The following is an 18,926-nucleotide window of genomic DNA, read 5'->3' as shown; positions in this document are numbered from 1 at the left end:
GGCGCTATCACCGGCAAGCCGGCTCCTACGGTTTGGAATGCATTCCCCTGTAGGAGCCGGCTTACCGGCGATGGCGGTTCAGTCGACGACGCTGAATTCGAGCCGGGCGGTCTGTCCGGCTTCGTCGAGAACGCTGAGCTGGTAGCGGCCCAGGTGCTCGAAGCTGGCATTGATAAATTCCTGGTTGGCGCTGTCACCCAACGGTGCGCCATTGAGGAACCACCAGCGCCGGCCACTGCCGCCCAGGGCGGAGAGTTTCAGGCGCAGGGCTTGTTGGCTGGCGGCCGGCAGGCGCAATTGGTCACCTTCGCGCACGCCGACGATGGACAGCGGCGACGAAGCGGCCAAGGCCGGTGGCGGGCAATCAGGGTCGGCCGGCGGAATCCGCGCTTCACGACGCTCCACCCTGGGCAGCCAGGGTTCCAGCGGCGCCGGCCACAAGGCTATGTTTTTCGCCACCGCGCCAGGGCAATGGGCATCCACTCGCAGGCCCTTGGCATTGACCCAGACGCTTTCCATCAAGCCCACGCTCAACGGTTGATCCAACGCCTGCAAGGTCGGCGGCGTGGTGTTGTCCAGCGTCCAGGCAAACCGCTGGCGACGGCAATTAGGGTCGCTGCGGCTCATGGGCTGGCCCAGTGGCCAACAGATCGCGGCCACGCCGACATTGGCCGGCACCGGTTTGTCCGCTGCGCTGATACCGCGCTGGCTGTCGCGGTTGGTCAGTACATCGTGCACCTGCAGCATCAACGGCGCCGCCGACGCGAGGCCGAACTGCCCCGGCACCGGCGTGCCGTCCGGGCGGCCAATCCACACGCCGATCAAATAGCGCGGCCCGACACCAATCGCCCAGGCATCGCGAAAACCGTAGCTGGTGCCGGTTTTCCAGGCCAATACCGGGCGCTGTACCAGTTCGGCGCGCGGGTCACGGTCGGGCCGTGCCTGGCCGCTGAGGATGCGGCGGATGATCCAGGCGGATCCTGGCGACAACATTGGCCGCTCTCTGAGCGTATCGTCCGGCTGTAAACGGAGAGTGGCGCTCTTGCCATCCCGGGCGAAGGCACTGTAGCCACTGACCAGGTCTTCGAGGCGGCTGCCCGCGCCGCCCAGGATCAACGCCAGGTTGGGCTCGGCCAACGCCGGCAAGGCCAAGGGCACACCGCCGATACGCATTTGCGCGGCAAAGCGCTTGGGCCCGTAGGCTTCCAACAACTGCACCGCGGGCAAATTCAGCGAGCTGGACAGCGCCGTGCTCGCCGGCACCGCGCCGGTGAACCCCATGGAGAAGTTGCCCGGCCGGTAATCGCCGTAACGTCGGGGCACGTCCTGCAACAGGGATTCGGAATGAATCAGCCCGTCGTCCAGGGCCATGCCATACAGGAAGGGTTTCAACGTGGAGCCTGGCGAGCGCAGCGCGCTGATCATGTCCACATGGCCGAAGCGCTTGGTGTCGTTGATATCCACCGAGCCCAGGTAGGCGCGCACGGCCATGGTTTCCTCTTCCACCACCAGGATGGCGGCGGAGGTGTGTTCCGGCAGGCGCGCGCGCCAGCCCAGCAGCAGGTCTTCGAGCCGGCGTTGCAGGGTGGCGTCCAGGGTGGTGCGGATCAGCGGCGGGCTGTCCGGACGGTTCAGGCGCCGAGCGAGCAAGGGCGCCAGGCTCGGTTCCAGGCGCGGGGCGAGCAGCAACGGTTCTTCGAGAGCTTCGTCCACCGCCGGCTGCGGCCATACCTGGAATTCGGCAAGGCGACGCAGCACCTTGTCGCGGGCTTCCTGGGCGCGCTGCGGGTGACGGTCGGGACGCAAGCGGCTGGGTGCCTGGGGCAACACCGCGAGCAGGGCGGCTTCGGCATGCGTCAGTTGCGCCGGCGATTTACCCAGGTACGCCCAACTGGCGGCGGCCACGCCCTGCAACGTGCCGCCAAACGGCGCGCGGTTCAGGTACAGGTTGAGGATCTGTTCCTTGGACAGGTGCCACTCCAACTGCGCCGTGCGCCACAACTGGCGCAGCTTGCCGTGGAAAGTCCGCGAGTGGGGGTCGAGCAGGCGCGCGACCTGCATCGACAAGGTGCTGCCGCCGGACACCACGCGCGCGCCCGTCAGGTTCTGCCACGTCGCCCGCACCAGCGCCAGCGGGTTCACCCCGGGGTGCTGATAAAACCAGCGGTCTTCGTAGGTGAGCAATGCGTCCAGGTAATACGGCGACACTTCGGCGGTCTGCACCGGGTAGCGCCATACACCATTGGCATCGGCAAATCGCCACAACGGCGTGCCATCCTCAGCCAGCACCACCCGCGCCAAGTCATCCTCGGGCAGCGGCAACGGCCAGATCCGATCCGCCAGCCACAGCAGCGCCACCAGCAACACCACGGCGCCCAAGCCCCAACGCAACACCCGTAGGAGCCGGCTTGCCGGCGATAGCGGTGGTTCAGTGGGTAAATGCGTCACAGGCCCACCGCTCTCGCAGCATGGCGGCGACCCGACAAGCCAGCCCCCATACTGAAATGCGTACACCAAAAACAAAGGAAACCCATTATTAAACCTGCAAACCTCTATGCTTCACGGAACTAGCCTGTCGCAATAACAACCAACGCACAGATACGCCCACCTTCTTATCAGGACACACACATGCAGGTAGAAAGCTTCTTCGAATGGTTGGGCCAGGCGCTCGGCTCCGTCATCCGCTTTATCGTCGACGGGCTCAGCGGGTTGTTCGGCGCCTTGACCCACGCGGGCGGCAACTTTATCGAAGGCCTGTCGCGCACGCTGGGCATGGACACGTCGATCATCAGCATCCTCACCCTGATCGTCGGCCTGCTCTTCCTGTACTCAGCCGTACGCGCCTTCATGCGCGCCTCGATCATCTTCGGCATCATTTGGCTGATGCTCGGCCTGTGGCTCCTCAGTTGGGTCGTCCACTAAACCAAAAACCAAAAACCCCTGTGGGAGCGCATTTCAGGTCGAGACCTTCAACGCCCCTTGATCACCAGATCCGCCGGCGTCTCCCCCACCGCCTGCCAGTTCGGCCGGTACATCGACTCCACCTGCGGCGGCGGCACCCGGTAAGTCCCCGGCGTCACTGCCCGTGCCAGGTACAGCAGGTGCGTGGTGCCATACCCGTCGAGGTTCATCGCCGCCACATAGCGGTCATCCCTGAATTCCTGGTGCTTGAGCGATGCATTCTGCATCGACTCACGCCACTCCTTGACCTGGCTGCTGGCGTTTTCCAGGCTCGCCGCGCTTTGCGCCAGGTTCTGGTTTTCCAGCTCCAGTCCCGCGGGCAGCAAGTCCACCACCAACGCGTCCGGCACCCGTTGCTTGGCGCTCACCGCCAGGTGCACCAGCACCAGGTCACCGCTATTCAGCGTACGCAGGTTCAGCGGCTGACCATTCATGCCGAGGTATTCGCGGCGGATGCTCAGGTTGTCGCCACCGGCTGCCGGCGGCACTTGTGGATAACCCGACAGCGTCAGTTGCTGGTAAACCGGCGTGTCACCCTGATTGCTCAAGGTCAGGTCGCTGGACAGCTGCTTGCCGTCCAGCGCCAGGGTCGACTGCTGGTTATTCAACGCCTGCACACCGCCACTGCCGGTAAGCGACACCTGCCAGTTCGCCTCGGGCTGCGCGAACCCAAGACGCCCGGCCAGGAACAGCGAGTTACGTTCCTGGGTCGACAGGTAAGGGCTGGCCGCCAACTGATCCGACAGTGTGAACAGGCGCTCTTCACGCTTGCCCTTGGCCAGGTCATTCTCTTCCAGCAAGGCCAGGATCATCGCCTGGTCGCGCAGCGGGCTGCCGTAATCGGCCAGCCACTCATTGGCACTGCGCTGGGTTGCCAGCCCCGCCTGCAGCGCCTGGTCGGCGCGCGGCTGATCGCCCATCTTCTGCAGGGCGATGGACAGCTGCACCAGCGGCAGCCCCGAACGTGCTTCGCTGCGTCGTTCGAAAATACTCCGCAGCGCGCCCAACGGTGCCTGCTGACTGCGCGCCAGGACCATGCCGGCGTAGGCCTGCACGGCGAAACGCGTGTGGTCGGCGTTGTCGCTGTAATCGACTTCGATCAGGTTACGTTCCTGCACATACCGCAGCAGGCGTTCGCTGGCCTTCTTCAAGGCCTCGGGCGGAACCGCAAAGCCCTGGTCACGGGCGCGCAGCAGGAAGTCGGTGACATACGCGGTCAGCCAATACTCTTCCTCACCATCGGCGCCCCACAGCCCAAAGCTGCCGTTGTAGCGCTGCATGCCCAGCAGGCGCTCGATGCCCAGCTCGATCTTGCGTTTGCGCGCGGCATCCGGCTCGCCTATCACCCCCAGGCGCTTGAGCAAGGCGTCGTCGGCGTAGAGCGAGGGGTACAAGCCACTCGCGGTTTGCTCCAGGCATCCATAGGGGTAGGCCTTGAGCGCACTGATCTGCGCGCCCAGGTTCAACGGCGGTCGGCTCGACAGACTCAGCAACGCCTCGCGTCCCGACGCATCGAACTGCTCCAGCGTGCCAGCGGGCAGGCTCCACGGCTCGCTTTTGAGCACCGCGCGATAATGCTTGAGCAGTGCCGGATACGCCGGGCGCACGCCCAGGGTCCATTCGCGGCTGAACGGCGGCAGGTTTTCGCCGGGCAGGTCCAGGCCATTCACGGTGACCTTGACCTTGCCCTGGCCCAGGCCACCCCAGGCTTTGACCGGGATGCGCAGCGTGGTGCGCTGGCCCTGCTTGAGCTCGACGGATTGCGCGCCGCTGTTGACCAGCTCCAATTGCCCTTCGGCGCTCAGTTGTACATCCAGCTTCTGCGCCTTGCCCGACAGGTTGGACAGGTCCAGCGCCAGCGTGGTCTGGTCACCTCCGGCGAGAAAGCGCGGAGCCGACAGTTCGGCAATCAGCGGTGCGGCAATCACCGTCTTGCCCTCGGCCATGCCGTAGCGGTCATCGCTCCAGGCCTGGGCCATCAGGCGCAACTCGCCGTTGAAGTCGGGGATATTGACGCTGACTTCGCCCTCGCCTTGCTCATTCAGGGTCACCGGTGCGCTTTGCAGCGCAACGATAGTGACGCTGGTATCCGGACGCTTGCCGCCCTTGGCCAGCGCCGCGTCACCACCGAAGGCCAGGCTGGCCAGGCGGCCCTGTCCGGCTTCGATCAACTGGCCGTAGATGTCGAACTGGTCGACACCATAGGCCTTGCGACCGAACAGGCTGGAGTACGGGTCCGGTGTCGGGTATTCGGTGATATTGAGGATGCCCACGTCCACCGCGGCCACCAGCACGTGCACCTGTTTGGGCACGCTGCCGTCCGCATTTTTCGCGGCAATCTTTACCGTCAGCGGTTGTTTGGGACGCATTTTTTCCGGCGCGGTCAGGGTCACGCCGAGCTTGCGCTGGGTGCGGTCCAGCGGCAGGTGCAGCAGGCCCACCGCGCGTTTAGGGGTGATATTGGCTTTGCGCTCGCCGGGGCGAATCACCAGCGCACTCACATACAGATCATGGCGTGACCATTTCGGGTCGAGCTTCACCGCGAAGCTTTTGCCTTCGGCCGGCACGTCGATTTCCTGCCACCACAGCGGCCCTTCGGCGGACTCCACCAGCAGGTAGCCTTTACCGGCAGCCGGCGGCGTGACCGTGACGTTGGCGGTATCGCCGTCGCCATACGCAGGTTTGTCCAACGCCAGCTTGACCTGGTCGGGCCGTACGGCGCCGCCCTCGGTATTGTCCTGGGCCTGGTAACCGGCCCAGAAACGCAGGCTGCTGACCAGGCCGGTCTGCGGGTCTTCGACCTCCACGCGATATGGACCCCACTCCACCTGGAAGCTGACCTTGGCAGTGTCGCCGGCCTTGATGTTCAGGGTCTGTTCGTCGAGGTTGAGGAATTTTTCGTTGTAGTGATAGCTCCAGCCATCGCTGTCGGAGTAGTTCCAGTAGTAGTCACGACGCTCGCGCACCAGGCGCACCTTGAGGTTTTGCGCGGCGAGTTTCTGCCCGTCCTGATTGGCCACCAGCACTTCGAATTCCGCCGGGCCGTCGCCGTTGGTTTCCTTGCCGTCAAACAACCCGCGCAGGCCCGGCAGCTGTTCGGCCGGCCAGATCGGCTGCACCAGGCGCCGGGTGATCGGGCGCCCGCCCGACTCTTGCAGGCTGGCTTGCACGATCAATTGCAGCGGCGACTTGGCGTCGGCCCATTTGCTCTCCAGGGTGAGGTCTTCCTGGCCTTTGGCGTCGAGGACGCTTTCGTCCAACTCGAAGTCCTGGCTCAGCTCTTCCTCGGTGACCGAACCGAACTGGTAGCCCGGCAGTGCCTTGACCGCTTCACGCAGCGGGCGCACATAGACCTGGCCGCTGACCCGGTTGCCCGAGGCCGGCGCGCCGTAGAGGTAGCGACCATTGACGTGAATGACCGGGTTATCCGCCGGGCTCAGGGCCGTGTCGCTGCCCTTGAGCTCTAGGGCCAGGCGCTCGGGCAGGAAGTCTTCGACTAGGAACTCATACAGCTGCGGCTTGCCGTCACCCAGGTCGAATACCAATTGCCAGCGCCCGGTCGGCGCTTCGCCCGCCAGTTGCAGTTGATACTGGTACAGGCCGGACGCATCGGCATCCCACACGAACTTGCGGCTCACCTGCTCATCCGGGCGACGCACTTCGACGCTCACCGGCTGCGGCTTGACCGCGTTGCCATCCTTGTCGCGCAGCAGGGCGTTGAGCAGCACGGTTTCGCCAGGGCGATACAAATCGCGCGGGCCGAACACAAAGAACTGCAACGGGTGGGACGGCTGGCCGCCGATGTCGAACTCGGCCAGATCCAGCGCGGCGCTGTCGAGGCGCAGCAGGCTGGTCTGTTCGCCTTGCTTGGCGAGCAGCACCTGGGCTTTTTTCGGCAGTGGCAACTCGGCGTGACCACCCTTCTCGGTCTTGCCCTGGCCCAGCACCCGGCCATTGGCATCCAGCACTTCGAGGTCGACGCCGTCCAGGGCCTTGCCGCCTTCGAGTGCCTGGGTGAACACATCCAGGCGGTTGGCATAGCGGTGCACCGACAGGCCGATATCACTCAAGGTGAACAACGTGGCCGGCTGCGAATAGTTGTAGGTGCCCGAGGCGCGCATTACCGCCAGGTACACGCCCGGCTGCTGCAATGGCTTGAGGCCGGCGATCGGCAACAACAGGGTTTCGCGGGTATTGCGCGCAGGGTTCAGGTCGAAACGCCCGCCGTAGACCAGGTCGGCCATAGGTAGCAGTTCGCGCGATTCATACCCTTGCAGGCTGGAGTTGCGGCCCCACTGCGCGAGAAACGACGGCAGCGATTCAGGCTTGATCCGGAAGAATTCGACGTCGATCTTGTCGACGTTCAGCGCGATCACCGGCAAGCCTTCGGCCAGGCGCGTCGGCAGTAAGGTGCCACGGCTGGCGAAGCCGACGGTGGCTTGCAGATCACGGGTTTCCAGGCGCGCGCTGTATTCGGCAGCAAGTGTGTTGTCGTTGACCGCCTTCACCCCGGCATCGACCGTGAGCACCAGTTTGCGCTGCGGCTCCAGGTGGCGCAGGCGCAGCTCCATCAGGTTATCGGAGAGTTCCCAGGCACCATCGACCTTGCCGGACTTGGCATCGACCAGGTGCAGTTTGTCAGCGAATTTCTGTTCGGGATCCAGTGGAATCGAAAAGCTCACCGACAGGGTGCTGGCGCCATCCAGCTGCACCTCGGAGACGTCCACCACACTCAACTCACGCCCCGCATAGCGCTGCTTCAATGCCGCCACATCCACCGCCGCCTTGGCCGGCTTCGGTGCGGTACTCGTCGCCGCTGCTGGAGCGGCCGGGGCTGCCGGTTTATCGGAAGAGTCGCAAGCGCTCAGCAGGGCCAGCGCACAGGCCAGGAACAGTCCTTTGTTAAGCATGGGGCACTCGTAGTGAGAGGGATCCGAGGGGTGAACTATATATCAGCGCCAGCCAAGCCGATGTGGCGCTGGTCACATTGACCGACGGAGGGCAGTTTGGTTCTCGAACGGCTCAAGCCCAGCCAAATCCCACAACCAACACCAACCCCCTGTGGGATCCGGCTTGCCGGCACCGACATTCGTCCTGCGGGACAGTTACAATGCCGCTCCCCCGTAGGAGCCTCCATGAATTCCCTGCTCACCGACTGGCGCCACCGCCCCACTCACCGCCGCGTCTGGGCCCTGGCCGCGCCGATGATCCTGTCGAACATTTCGGTGCCGCTGGTGGCACTGGTCGACAGCATGGTGATCGGCCACCTGCCGCACGCCCACCAACTCGGCTCGGTGGCTGTCGGTGCCAGCCTCTACACCTTTCTGGCCTGGGCCATGGGTTTCCTGCGCATGGGTTCCACCGGATTCGCCGCCCAGGCCGCCGGGCGTAATGATGGAGCGGCGCTGCGGCAAATCCTGCTGCAGGGTTTGCTGCTGGCACTGGGGTTGGCGATGCTGCTGGGAACCGTCGGCATCCCCCTGAGCCATCTGGCGCTGGAGTGGATGCAACCGTCGCCCGAACTCAACCAACTGACTCGCGACTTCTTCCACACCCGCCTGTTTGGCCTGCCCGCCGCGCTGGCCAGTTACGCGCTGGTCGGCTGGTTCCTCGGCACGCAAAACGCCCGGGCGCCGCTGGCGATCCTGCTGACCACCAACCTGGTGAATATCGCCTTGAACCTGTGGTTCGTACTCGGCCTGGATTGGGGCGTGGTCGGCTCCGCGCGCGCCTCGGTCATTGCAGAATGGACCGGCGCCCTGCTCGGCCTGGCCCTGACGCAAAAAGCCCTGCGCGCCTACCCCGGGCACATCGCCTGGGCAGCGTTGAAGGTGTGGCAAAGCTGGCGGCCGCTGCTGGCGGTCAACCGCGATATTTTTATCCGCAGCCTGGCGCTGCAATCGGTGTTTTTCATGATTACCGTGCAAGGCGCACGCCTGGGTGACGCCACCGTGGCCGCCAACGCACTGCTGCTCAACGGCCTGCTGCTGACCGCGCATGCCCTCGACGGCCTGGCCCACGCAGTCGAAGCGCTGTGCGGCCACGCCATCGGCGCGCATGATCGCCAGGCCCTGCGCCGTTCATTGGTGGTCGCCTGCGGATGGTCGCTGATCGCCAGCGTCGGCTTCGCCCTGCTGTTCACGTTCGCCGGGCACCTGTTTATCGCAATGCAGACCGACATCCCCAGCGTGCGCGAAACGGCTGACATCTACCTGCCATACCTGGCGGTGCTGCCATTGATTGCGGTGTGGAGTTATTTACTGGACGGCCTTTTCATCGGCGCCACGCGTGCGCGCGAAATGCGCAATGGGATGCTGCTGACCGTGCTGATCCTGCTGCCGTTCGCGTGGCTGTTGCAGGGCTACGGCAACCACGGCCTGTGGATAAGTTTCCTGCTGTTCATGGCATTGCGCAGCCTCACTTTGTGGGCGATTGCCTGGCGCCTGAATCGGCAGAATCAGTGGCTTGGATGAAGTCCACGACCCGGTCCAGCACCGGTGCCAGCCAGCGCAACGGTTTGGAGATGGCCGCCACCAGCGTCTGGTGGTTGGTCCTGCCGAAGTAGAACTCCTCCACCGGCACACCGGCCGCCCGTAACGCGTTAGCCAGCCCGCCGGTGTTGCGCGTGGGGTTGACCAGTGTGTCGGACGAAGAGGCGATCAACAGGCTCGGCGGCGCGCCGGCACTGACATGGTTGATCGGCTGGGAGTCCGGGGGTGAGTGGGGGAAGAAAAACACCGGCTTCACGTCGGGGTTTTCAATCGGCAAAAAGTCATACGGCCCGGCCAGACCGATCCAACCCTTGAGCATCGACGGCGACAGGTTCGCTTCGTTGAGCCAGCGCGCATCCAGCGCCAGCATCGCGGCGTTGTAGGCGCCGGAACTGTGGCCCATTACATACAGCTTGTGGGGATCGCCGCCGTATTCGGCGCTGTGCTGATACGTCCAGGCGACCGCTTGGGCACCGTCCTGAAGAAACAGTGGGTAACGCACTTGCGGGTAAAGCCGATAATCGGCGATCACCACCACAATGCCGCGCGAGGCCAGGGCTTCGCCGACAAAACCGTAATCATCCTTGGAGCCACTGTTCCAGCTGCCGCCATAGAAAAACACCACCACGGGGGCGTTCGGCGAAGCATTGGCCGGGCGGTAGATATCGAGTTTCTGGCGGGGATCATCGCCGTAGGCGACGGAGGAGGTTTTGGTGAAGGTGCTGGAGGGCGTGAGTGCGTTGAGCACCTTGATGGGCGAGCAGGCTGCGAGGAAGGCAGCGAATGCCAGGGTGAAGGCTTGCAGCCATTTGCTCGACATCTTCCAGACCTCACATAGAAGGTACTACCTGATGAAGATCCAAATGTGGGAGCTGGCTTGCCTGCGATAGCGGAGTGTCAGCCCCCACATTGCACACTGACACACCGCCATCGCGGGCAAGCCCGGCTCCTACATTTGAGCCGGGTCACTTCTGTTACGAAGACAGGTACGAAGACCGCGTCAGGCCCAGGCGCAGCGCGTCCAGGAACTGCGTACGCTCATTGGCGCTGATCTTCGCGCTGGCGCACTTGTCACGGTAGTGCGTCATCAACTCCTCCGGCGACAAGTGCACGTAGCGCAGCATGTCTTCGATGGTGTCGTGGGTCTCGATACCGGCGCTGTACACCGAACCGTCTTCGCGCTGGTAGATGTTCACCGAGTCGGTGTCACCGAACAGGTTGTGCATGTCGCCGAGGATTTCCTGGTAGGCCCCCACCAGGAAGATACCCAGCAGGTAGTCCTCGCCTTCGTTCAAGGCGTGCACCGGCAGGCTGGTCTCGATGCTCTGCTCGTCGACGTACTGCTTGATCTTGCCGTCGGAGTCGCAGGTCAAATCCTGCAGGACCGCGCGGCGCAGCGGCTCTTCGTCGAGACGGTGCAGCGGCAGGATCGGCAGTACCTGGCCGATAGCCCAAGTGTCCGGCAGGCTCTGGAACACCGAGAAGTTGCAGATGTACTTGTCGGCCAGCTTGTCGTTGAGTTCGTCCAGCACCTGGCGGTGCGAGCGCTGGCGGGCTTTCAACGAGTTGTGCAGGCGGCGGCAGACGGCGAAGTAGCACTGCTCGGCCAGGGCTTTTTCCGCCAGGGTCAGCTTGCCATCGGCGTACTGGGTGGCCACGTCGCTCATGTAGTGGGTGGCACGCCAGTAGGTCTCGGTGACCATCTCGATGTCGGTCGGGCCCAGCAGGTCCACCAGCCACTGCACGGTTTCCGGCAGGCTTTCCTTGTTTTCGATCTCCGGCACGTCGTCGTTATGCTTCTCGACGTCAGTGACCTGCACCACCAGCATGGCGTGGTGGGCAGTCAGAGAGCGACCGCTTTCGGAGAAGATGTGCGGGTGCGGCAGGCTCTGCGCATCGCAGAATTCCTTGAGCATGCCCACGACCACGCCGGCGTAGTCGTCCATGTCGTAGTTGATCGAGCTGGCGTTACGCGAGTGGGTACCGTCGTAGTCCACACCCAGGCCGCCGCCGACGTCGATGTGGTCCACCGGCAGGCCGAGGTTGCGCAGCTCGCCGTAGTAACGAATGGCTTCCTTGAACCCGTGCTGGTAGTCGGCCAGGTTGGCAATCTGCGAACCCATGTGGAAGTGCAGCAGGCGGATGCCCTGGTCCAGGCCGGCAGCGCGGAAGCGCTCGACCACGGACAGCAGCTGCGCCGCCGACAGGCCGAATTTGGATTTCTCGCCACCGGTGTCCGCCCACTTGCTCGACGCCAGGGACGACAAGCGCACGCGCAGGCCGACCTGCGGCTTGACCTTGAGGCTGGCAGCCTCTTCGATCACCAGCTCAACTTCGGATTCTTTCTCGATCACGATAAACACGTTGTGGCCGAGCTTCTGGCCCATCAGCGCCAGGCGGATGAACTCACGGTCCTTGTAACCGTTGCAGACGATGGTGCCGCCCTTCGGCGCCAGGGCCAGCACGGCCAGCAGCTCGGGCTTGGAGCCGGCTTCGAGGCCAATGGACACGTTCTGGGTTGCGATGATGTTCTCGATCACCGCCTCCTGCTGGTTCACCTTGATCGGGTACAGCGCGGTGTATTGGCTCTGGTATTCCAGGCGCTCGATGTTGGCATCGAAGGCACCGGTCAGCTGGCGCACGCGGTCTTGCAGGATGTCGGGGAAACGCACCAGCAACGGCAAGGACAGGCCGCTTTTGCGCAGCTCGTCTACTTGCTCGTACAGGTCGACGGGCGTGCTGTTCGGGCCGTTCGGACGAACTTCAACGCGACCGGCATCATTGATCGCGAAATACCCGGCCCCCCAATGGCGGATCCCGTAAACACTGCGGCTGTCCGCAACTGTCCATTGGCTGCCATCGTCTTTGCGTGTGCGTCGTACGGACATCGAAGTCCCCTATAAATGAAGTCGAAGACGCCGCCTCTCTCTGAGGCTGGCGCAGTCTAAAGAATGAAAATGACGATTTGCCTGTAAGGAAGGTAGACCCCACTCGCAGGACAGAGTTTAGACACCGGTCAGGAACAGGCTCTGTGAAACCCATGGAGACGACAGTTCGCGTTCAGCGAACCGGCGGTCGGGGTGGGTTTCACAGAGGCTGCTAGCCGCCGGATTTCTTCGCCTTGTAACCCAGCTTGATCAGCTCGGCCAACAGCAACTCGACGTGGTCGCCCTGGATCTCGATGACGCCGTCTTTGAGCGCGCCACCGGTGCCACAGCGCTTTTTCAGCGTCGTGGCCAGCTCCTTCAGGGCATCTTCGGCCAGGGGCACGCCGGTGATGGTCGTCACCGTCTTGCCGCCACGGCCCTTGCTCTCGCGTCGCACGCGGGCAATGCCATCGCCTTCAGGGATCAGGGTCTGTTTGCAGGTACACGAATCCACGGGCTGACGACAGTCCGGGCAGTGTCGACCTGCGTCGGTGGAAAATACCAGGCCACCAGGGGCGGCGAAGGATGCGGCTTTTTTGGCCACCGGCAATCCTCTTGGGAGGACAAAGACTGATCGATCAGACTGACCGACCGCGAAGCCCCACTCAGGCAGGGGCAGCGCTACCGTACCGCCCTGTTTCAACCCCACCGGTAGCCGCCGGCTTGCCAGCGATGGCGTCCTAAAGATAGCCATCGCCGGCAAGCCGGCGCCTACAGTGATACCCGGGTGAAACAATCGTAGTACGGGTGAAAAGTCGCGCAGTGTAACGGCAAAAACGCGACTTGCTAAGGGCCAAATGGCGCCAATTTATGCAACTTTAGCGACGCGAGGCCAGATAGCGGCGCAAGCCCTCCTGGGCATCCGGGCAGTAGGGCTTTTGCTCGGCCTCCTGCAGGACCGTTTCAATCGGTAAAAAGCGTGCTTCCATGACTTCTTCGGGCTGCAGGCTGAGCGGCCCGTCCCACGTCGCCGAGTAGGATTTGCACCAGAGCCGGCTGTCGCCATCTTCGAAATAGAAGTGGTCATGTTCGACCAACTCTACCCCGCCGACGCCCAGCTCTTCTTCCAACTCACGGGCGGCCGACACCGCATACGACTCGCCTGCCGCGACCATCCCGCCGGCTGCCGTGTCCCAGAAACCGGGATACAACGCCTTGCTCAGGGTGCGCCGATGCACGCACAGCTCGCCCTTGGAATTGAACAGGAAGATAAATGTGCACCGGCCAATCAGGCCGCGCTGGCGCAGGTCGGACCGCACCAGGTGGCCGAGCAGGTTGTCCTGCTCGTCGACCCAGCAGATCAGTTCGGCATCGGAGGCCGCACGGTGCGCGGCCTCGTTTTGAGCAGCGTCCATCATCAACCCTGGTTGAGCAGCTGACGCAAGTCGATCACCGCCGCGTTGGCCCGGGAAATGTAGTTGGCCATGACCAGCGAATGGTTGGCCAGCACACCGAAGCCGCTGCCGTTGAGGATCATCGGGCTCCAGACAGGCTCTTGCGAGGCCTCCAGTTCACGAATGATCTGGCGCACGCTGACGGTGGCGTTTTTCTTGGCCAGGACGTCGGCGAAATCGACTTCGATAGCACGCAGCAGGTGGGACAGGGCCCACGCCTGGCCACGCGCCTCGTAGAACACGTTGTCGATCTGCATCCACGGGGTTTCGACCACTTCTTCGTCGACCTGTGGCACTTCACCCGGCGCCAGCGCTTCGGTTTTCAGTGCAGTGTTCAACTTGACCCGGCCGACGCTGGCCGACAGGCGTTGCGACAGCGAGCCCAGGCGGGTAGCGACATCGCCCAGCCAGTTGTTCAGGTTGTCGGCCCGCGCGTAGAACAGCGCGCCTTTCTGGTTAGGGTCCGACAGGCGCGCCTCGTAGCGGCTCAGGGAATTGATGCCTTCCTGGTATTCCGACTCACTGGATGGCAGCACCCAGCTCTTGTTGTCGAAGTTGAAGCGCGGCTCGGCCTTGGCCAAGTCAGCGTCTTCCGCCGATTGCGACTGGGAACGGGCGAAGTCTTTACGCAGGGCTCGGGTCAGGTCACGTACCTGCACCAGCACGCCGTATTCCCAGCTGGGCATGTTGTCCATCCACAGGCCCGGCGGGAAGCGGTCGTTGGAAATGTAGCCACCCGGCTTGTTCAGCAGGGTGCCGACCACGGTCTTGAGGGTTTCGACGGTGGTGAAGCCCACCACCATCTGCTTGCCGTCTTTTTCAGCGGCAATCTGCGCATTTTGCTGGACCGGGAACAGCGCCGGCTCTTCGCTCCAGTACCAACCCAGGGCACCGGTGACCAACAGGTACAGGCCGAGCACGCTCAGCACGGCACGGCTCATCAGCACCGTGCGAAAATAGCTGCGGTTGGCCGACTTGGGCTCAGGGGCGGGGCCTTTGGCACTGCCTGCACGGTTTTTCCAGTCCAGCATGGCGATATCCTTTCAATCACTTGAGTTCATGCACTTCAATGGTCCGGGTGCGTTCAAACACTCCGACCACAACCCTACCCCATCGTGCCCGCCGGTGCGGTGCTTTTAATCAAACGGGGGACGAGGAAGGTTCGACTATAAAGGATGCAGGTTTTTTACGCTGCGCGACCATCGGGTCAATAACTGAATACCCGGGACACGCAGTTAATTGACATATGACACTCATCCCATGGAAAAGAGGTGCTAGCATAGAGCCATCAGTCGACCTCAGCATGCACCCTAACTAGTAGTCAGGATATGACCGAGCCAGAAGACCCCAGCCGTGAGCGTCTCAAGCAGCATTTTGCCCAGCGGGTAATTCATCAGGCACGTCAAATTCTTGAGATCTGGCAGCGCCTGCAACGCAGCGAATGGTCGGGCGCCGACCTGTCCGAACTCAGCGAAGCCAACCTGCGCCTGCTGCGCTTTGCCGAGCGTTTCGAACAGCCGGAACACAGCCAGCTCGCCGTGCACATCGGCGAATCCCTCAAGGCGGTGGACGAAAACCGTGGCCGCCTGAGCAGCCACCTGATCACCGAACTCAACCGCCTGATGCAGCGCCTGTCCCGCACCGGACTGCGCCAGGGCGACCAGCTCGAGCAAACGTTCCTGCCGCCGATGCGCAAGCCGATCTACGTGATGCTCGCCGATCACGACCGCGCCGAACGCCTGGCCAAGCAGCTGGAATTCTTCGGCATGAGCGCGCAGTCGCTGGACAGCGTGGCAGCCTTTCGCGCCGCCATGGCCGAGCGCCTGCCCTCGGCGATCGTGATGGACGTGGACTTCTGCGGCGCCGGCCTGGGCCTCAAGCTCGCCGCCGAAGCCCAGGAAGGCCTGGAGCAAAAGCTGCCGCTGCTGTTTTTCAGCCTGCATGAAACCGACACCCCGACCCGCCTGGCCGCCGTGCGCGCCGGGGGCCAGGAGTTCCTCACCGGAACACTGGAGGCGTCCAGCCTGCTGGAAAAAATCGAAGTGCTCACCTGCGTCGCCCAGTACGAACCGTATAAAGTGCTGATCATCGATGACTCGCGGGCCCAGGCACTGCACACCGAGCGGCTGCTCAACAGTGCCGGCATCGTCACGCGCACCCTGATCGAGCCGATCCAGGCCATGGCCGAGCTGGCGGACTTCCAGCCCGACCTGATCATCCTCGACATGTACATGCCCGCCTGTACCGGCACCGAACTGGCCAAGGTGATTCGCCATAACGACCGCTACGTCAGCGTGCCGATCATCTACCTGTCAGCCGAAGACGACCTCGACAAGCAACTGGACGCCATGAGCGAAGGCGGCGACGACTTCCTCACCAAGCCGATCAAGCCGCGCCACCTGATCACTACCGTGCGCAACCGCGCCGCCCGTGCGCGCAACCTCAAGGCGCGGATGGTGCGCGACAGCCTGACCGGCCTGTACAACCACACTCACATCCTGCAATTGCTCGAAGACTGCAGCTTCCGTGCGCGCCGCGAGAACAAGCCGCTGAGCTTTGCCATGCTGGACATCGACCACTTCAAGCGGGTCAATGACAGCCACGGGCATCCCATGGGCGACCGCGTGATCAAGAGCCTGGCGCTGTTTCTCAAGCAGCGCCTGCGCAAGACCGACTATATCGGGCGCTATGGCGGTGAAGAGTTCGCCATCGTGATGCCCGACACCGACCTGGAGTCGGCCTGCAGGGTGCTGGATGAAATTCGCGGGCGCTTTGCCGAAATCCACTACCCGGCCCAGCCGCAGGATTTGTGGTGCACCTTCAGCGCCGGGCTGGTGGAGCTGTGCGACGGTTCCGACAGCCTGATGATGGCCGCCCAGGCCGACGAGGCGCTGTACCGCGCCAAGGACGCCGGGCGCAACCGCGTACAAGCGGCGCGAACGTCAAAGCAAAGTGCCATCTTTTCACCGGAATCGACTGATTCCGTCATAACTCTGTAATGCAAACGCAATAACTTCAGGCACTTACCTTTTGCTGTCGGTTGAAACCCCGCATGCGCCTGAAGCTGCTGACCAATCTCAATACCCTCCTCTTGGTGGCTGTGTGCCTGGCCCTGGGGGCCACACTCTGGTGGTCGCAACGCGCGCTGGAGCGTCCCTATCTGTTGATGGAGCGCTACCTGGGCCTGTCGCAGACCTTTCAGAATCAGGCCGCGCGCAATATCGACGACTACCTGGCCAGCGGCGATGCCCTGCGCCTGAGCAGCGCCAGCCAGAGCCTGGAAAACCTCCTGCAGCACCTGGATGAACTGCCCGCCGACCTCGCGCAGAACCTGCGCCCCAGCCTGGTGGACCTGGATACCTTCAGCAAGACTGACCTGCTGGCTGCCGGCAAGCTGGCCGGCGACCCGCAAGCGCTGTTACTGCAAGCCGAACGCGAACTGGGCGCGAACCTGGAGCAACTGGGTCAATACGCCCTGAGCGTCAATTCGCCGCAAGCCGCGCGTTACCTGCCGCCGTTGCTGGCCGCGTCCCAGCACTTGGGCAAACTGTCCCTGGCCCGCGACAAGCTGGTGAGCAGCGGGCGCGCGGAACTGGCCGATGATGTGGAGCGTGAAGTCGGCAATATCCGTAGCCAGGCCGACCTGCTGGAGCCGTTGCCATTGCTCGGCGTCAAGGCCAGCGCCGACTCCAGCGCCGACGATTTTTCTGCCTTGATGGGCCTGGAAAACACCGAGAAGACCGAGACCCAGGACACCGGCGTCGACCTCAAGCGCGAACTCAACAGTCTGCTCACCCGCTACCCCGGCGAACTCAAGCGCACCCGCGAGCAGATCCAGCAACGCACCGACCTGGCCGCAAGCACCCACCTGAAAATCGCCGCCGTACAGCAGGCCATTGCCGGCCTGGAACCGGTGGTGCGCGCGCAACATGCCCAGATCCAGGGCGAAGTGCGCCTGATGCAAGGCGTGATGATCGGCCTGATCCTGCTGATTGCCCTGCTGATCGATACCCTGCAACGGCGCTTGGCACGGGTGCTGACCAACCTGGCGCCGGCCCTGTCGACCTGGGCCGAAGGTGACTTCAGCCAGCCGATTGCCTTGGGCAAGACCAACCGCGAGCTGCACGATATCGAAGCCTCCCTCAACCGCTTGCGCGCCTATCTGGTCGACCTGGTGGGCACCATTCGCGGGAATGCCGAAGAGGTCGCCGGCAGCAGCCGTGCCCTCGCCGAGTTGAGCAGCGGCCTGCACGACGGCGCTGAACGCCAGGCCGGGGACACCGCGCAGATCCGCGATTCGCTCGGCGAGCTGGAGGCAACCATCCAGCAAGTCGCCGGGGATGCCAGCCAGGCGGCCGGGGCCAGCCGCAGTGCGGGCCAGGCGGTGGAGCAAGGCCAGCGCGTGATCGGCCTGAGCCTGACCGGGCTGCACGCGCTGGTGGGTGAAGTGCAGCAGAACGCGCAGATGATCGAAAAACTCGCCGAAGAATCCGCCACCATCGGCGGCGTACTCACGGTGATCCGCTCGATTGCCGACCAGACCAACCTGCTGGCGCTCAACGCCGCCATCGAGGCCGCCCGTGCCGGCGAGGCCGGGCGCGGGTTTGCGGTGGTCGCCGACGAAGTGCGCTCCCTGGCCCAGCGTACAGCCGGCGCCACCGCTGAAATCCAGGGCCTGATCGCCGGCCTGCAAAGCGCCGCCCACCAATCGGTGCAAGGCATGCGCGCCCAAGTCGAACACGCCGAAGCCACCGCCCAGCAGGCCCAGGCGGCAGATGGTGCGCTGGATGAAATCGTCGGCGCGATCCAGACCATTGCCGACACCGCCGTGCGCATCGCCGATGTGACCGCGCAGCAAAGTGGCGCTGTCAGTGAGATTCGCGACAACAGCGAGCGGATCCACCAGTTGGGCGAGGACAATCTGCTGCGCATCGGCCAGGGCCGCAGCCAAGGCGAACACCTGCTGGTGCTGGGCGGGCAGCTCAATACGGCGGTCCAGGCGTTTCGCGTCTGACCGGATCTAAACGTGGGTTACGACTAAATGTGGGGAGCTGGCTTGCCTGCGATGGCGGTGAACCAGGCGACATCTCCCTGTGCTGACACACCGATATTGCAGGCAAGCCAGCTCCCACACTGACCGAACTCGCCCTCAC

At 63.7% G+C, this 18,926-nt stretch carries 11 protein-coding genes; 4 read left to right on the top strand and 7 right to left on the bottom strand.

All coding sequences use genetic code 11. The annotated features are described in order from the left end of the window. Positions 1-78: 78 nt before the first annotated feature. Positions 79-2,394: a peptidoglycan glycosyltransferase PbpC gene (gene pbpC / locus AC07SI_RS27265; RefSeq protein ID WP_495006898.1), complete on the bottom strand. Its 2,316-nt coding sequence runs from the start codon at positions 2,392-2,394 to the stop codon at positions 79-81. A gap of 234 nt (positions 2,395-2,628) precedes the next feature. Between pbpC and AC07SI_RS27260 the strand changes: the two genes are divergently transcribed. Then, positions 2,629-2,922 (top strand): hypothetical protein, encoded by a 294-nt coding sequence (locus tag AC07SI_RS27260; RefSeq protein ID WP_065900299.1) that lies wholly within the window; start codon positions 2,629-2,631, stop codon positions 2,920-2,922. 47 nt (positions 2,923-2,969) lie between these two features. Here the strand turns inward: AC07SI_RS27260 and AC07SI_RS27255 are convergent, their stop codons facing one another. Next, entirely contained in the window at positions 2,970-7,871 is a 4,902-nt protein-coding gene (locus AC07SI_RS27255; RefSeq protein WP_495006897.1) for an alpha-2-macroglobulin family protein, read from the bottom strand. A gap of 225 nt (positions 7,872-8,096) precedes the next feature. On the opposite strand from AC07SI_RS27255, the gene AC07SI_RS27250 reads away from it, so the two are divergent. Then, on the top strand, positions 8,097-9,434 hold the full coding sequence (locus AC07SI_RS27250) for an MATE family efflux transporter (RefSeq protein WP_495006896.1): 1,338 nt from the start codon (positions 8,097-8,099) through the stop codon (positions 9,432-9,434). Here AC07SI_RS27250 and AC07SI_RS27245 read toward each other — a convergent pair. The 5 genes from AC07SI_RS27245 to AC07SI_RS27225 form a co-directional block, all read right to left on the bottom strand. Next, positions 9,379-10,272: an alpha/beta hydrolase gene (locus AC07SI_RS27245; RefSeq protein WP_495006895.1), complete on the bottom strand. Its 894-nt coding sequence runs from the start codon at positions 10,270-10,272 to the stop codon at positions 9,379-9,381. The genes AC07SI_RS27250 and AC07SI_RS27245 overlap by 56 nt on opposite strands. Before the next feature lie 154 nt (positions 10,273-10,426). After that, positions 10,427-12,340: an arginine decarboxylase gene (gene speA / locus AC07SI_RS27240; protein WP_065900291.1), complete on the bottom strand. Its 1,914-nt coding sequence runs from the start codon at positions 12,338-12,340 to the stop codon at positions 10,427-10,429. Positions 12,341-12,551: 211 nt separating this feature from the next. Continuing rightward, a complete protein-coding gene (locus AC07SI_RS27235) occupies positions 12,552-12,923 on the bottom strand; it encodes a translation initiation factor Sui1 (protein ID WP_495006894.1) in 372 nt (123 codons plus the stop codon). A gap of 274 nt (positions 12,924-13,197) precedes the next feature. Then, a complete protein-coding gene (locus AC07SI_RS27230) occupies positions 13,198-13,734 on the bottom strand; it encodes an NUDIX hydrolase (protein WP_106805276.1) in 537 nt (178 codons plus the stop codon). 2 nt (positions 13,735-13,736) lie between these two features. Further along, positions 13,737-14,714 (bottom strand): DUF2333 family protein, encoded by a 978-nt coding sequence (locus AC07SI_RS27225; RefSeq protein WP_371322043.1) that lies wholly within the window; start codon positions 14,712-14,714, stop codon positions 13,737-13,739. A gap of 387 nt (positions 14,715-15,101) precedes the next feature. On the opposite strand from AC07SI_RS27225, the gene AC07SI_RS27220 reads away from it, so the two are divergent. Next, complete coding sequence (locus AC07SI_RS27220) at positions 15,102-16,772, top strand: response regulator (protein ID WP_065900285.1); 1,671 nt, start codon at positions 15,102-15,104, stop codon at positions 16,770-16,772. A gap of 53 nt (positions 16,773-16,825) precedes the next feature. Beyond that, positions 16,826-18,787 (top strand): methyl-accepting chemotaxis protein, encoded by a 1,962-nt coding sequence (locus AC07SI_RS27215; RefSeq protein WP_106805277.1) that lies wholly within the window; start codon positions 16,826-16,828, stop codon positions 18,785-18,787. Positions 18,788-18,926 lie beyond the last annotated feature (139 nt).

Source organism: Pseudomonas sp. GW821-FHT05D12 (genome assembly GCF_059419825.1).
This window is presented reverse-complemented; position numbering and strand designations above follow the sequence as displayed.

Coding starts and splice junctions, on each gene's coding strand:
- AC07SI_RS27260 (WP_065900299.1), top strand. CDS start 2,629: ATGCAGGTAGAAAGCTTCTTCGAATGGTTGGGCCAGGCGCTCGGCTCC.
- AC07SI_RS27255 (WP_495006897.1), bottom strand. CDS start 7,871: ATGCTTAACAAAGGACTGTTCCTGGCCTGTGCGCTGGCCCTGCTGAGC.
- AC07SI_RS27250 (WP_495006896.1), top strand. CDS start 8,097: ATGAATTCCCTGCTCACCGACTGGCGCCACCGCCCCACTCACCGCCGC.
- AC07SI_RS27245 (WP_495006895.1), bottom strand. CDS start 10,272: ATGTCGAGCAAATGGCTGCAAGCCTTCACCCTGGCATTCGCTGCCTTC.
- speA (WP_065900291.1), bottom strand. CDS start 12,340: ATGTCCGTACGACGCACACGCAAAGACGATGGCAGCCAATGGACAGTT.
- AC07SI_RS27230 (WP_106805276.1), bottom strand. CDS start 13,734: ATGGACGCTGCTCAAAACGAGGCCGCGCACCGTGCGGCCTCCGATGCC.
- AC07SI_RS27225 (WP_371322043.1), bottom strand. CDS start 14,714: ATGAGCCGTGCCGTGCTGAGCGTGCTCGGCCTGTACCTGTTGGTCACC.
- AC07SI_RS27220 (WP_065900285.1), top strand. CDS start 15,102: ATGACCGAGCCAGAAGACCCCAGCCGTGAGCGTCTCAAGCAGCATTTT.
- AC07SI_RS27215 (WP_106805277.1), top strand. CDS start 16,826: ATGCGCCTGAAGCTGCTGACCAATCTCAATACCCTCCTCTTGGTGGCT.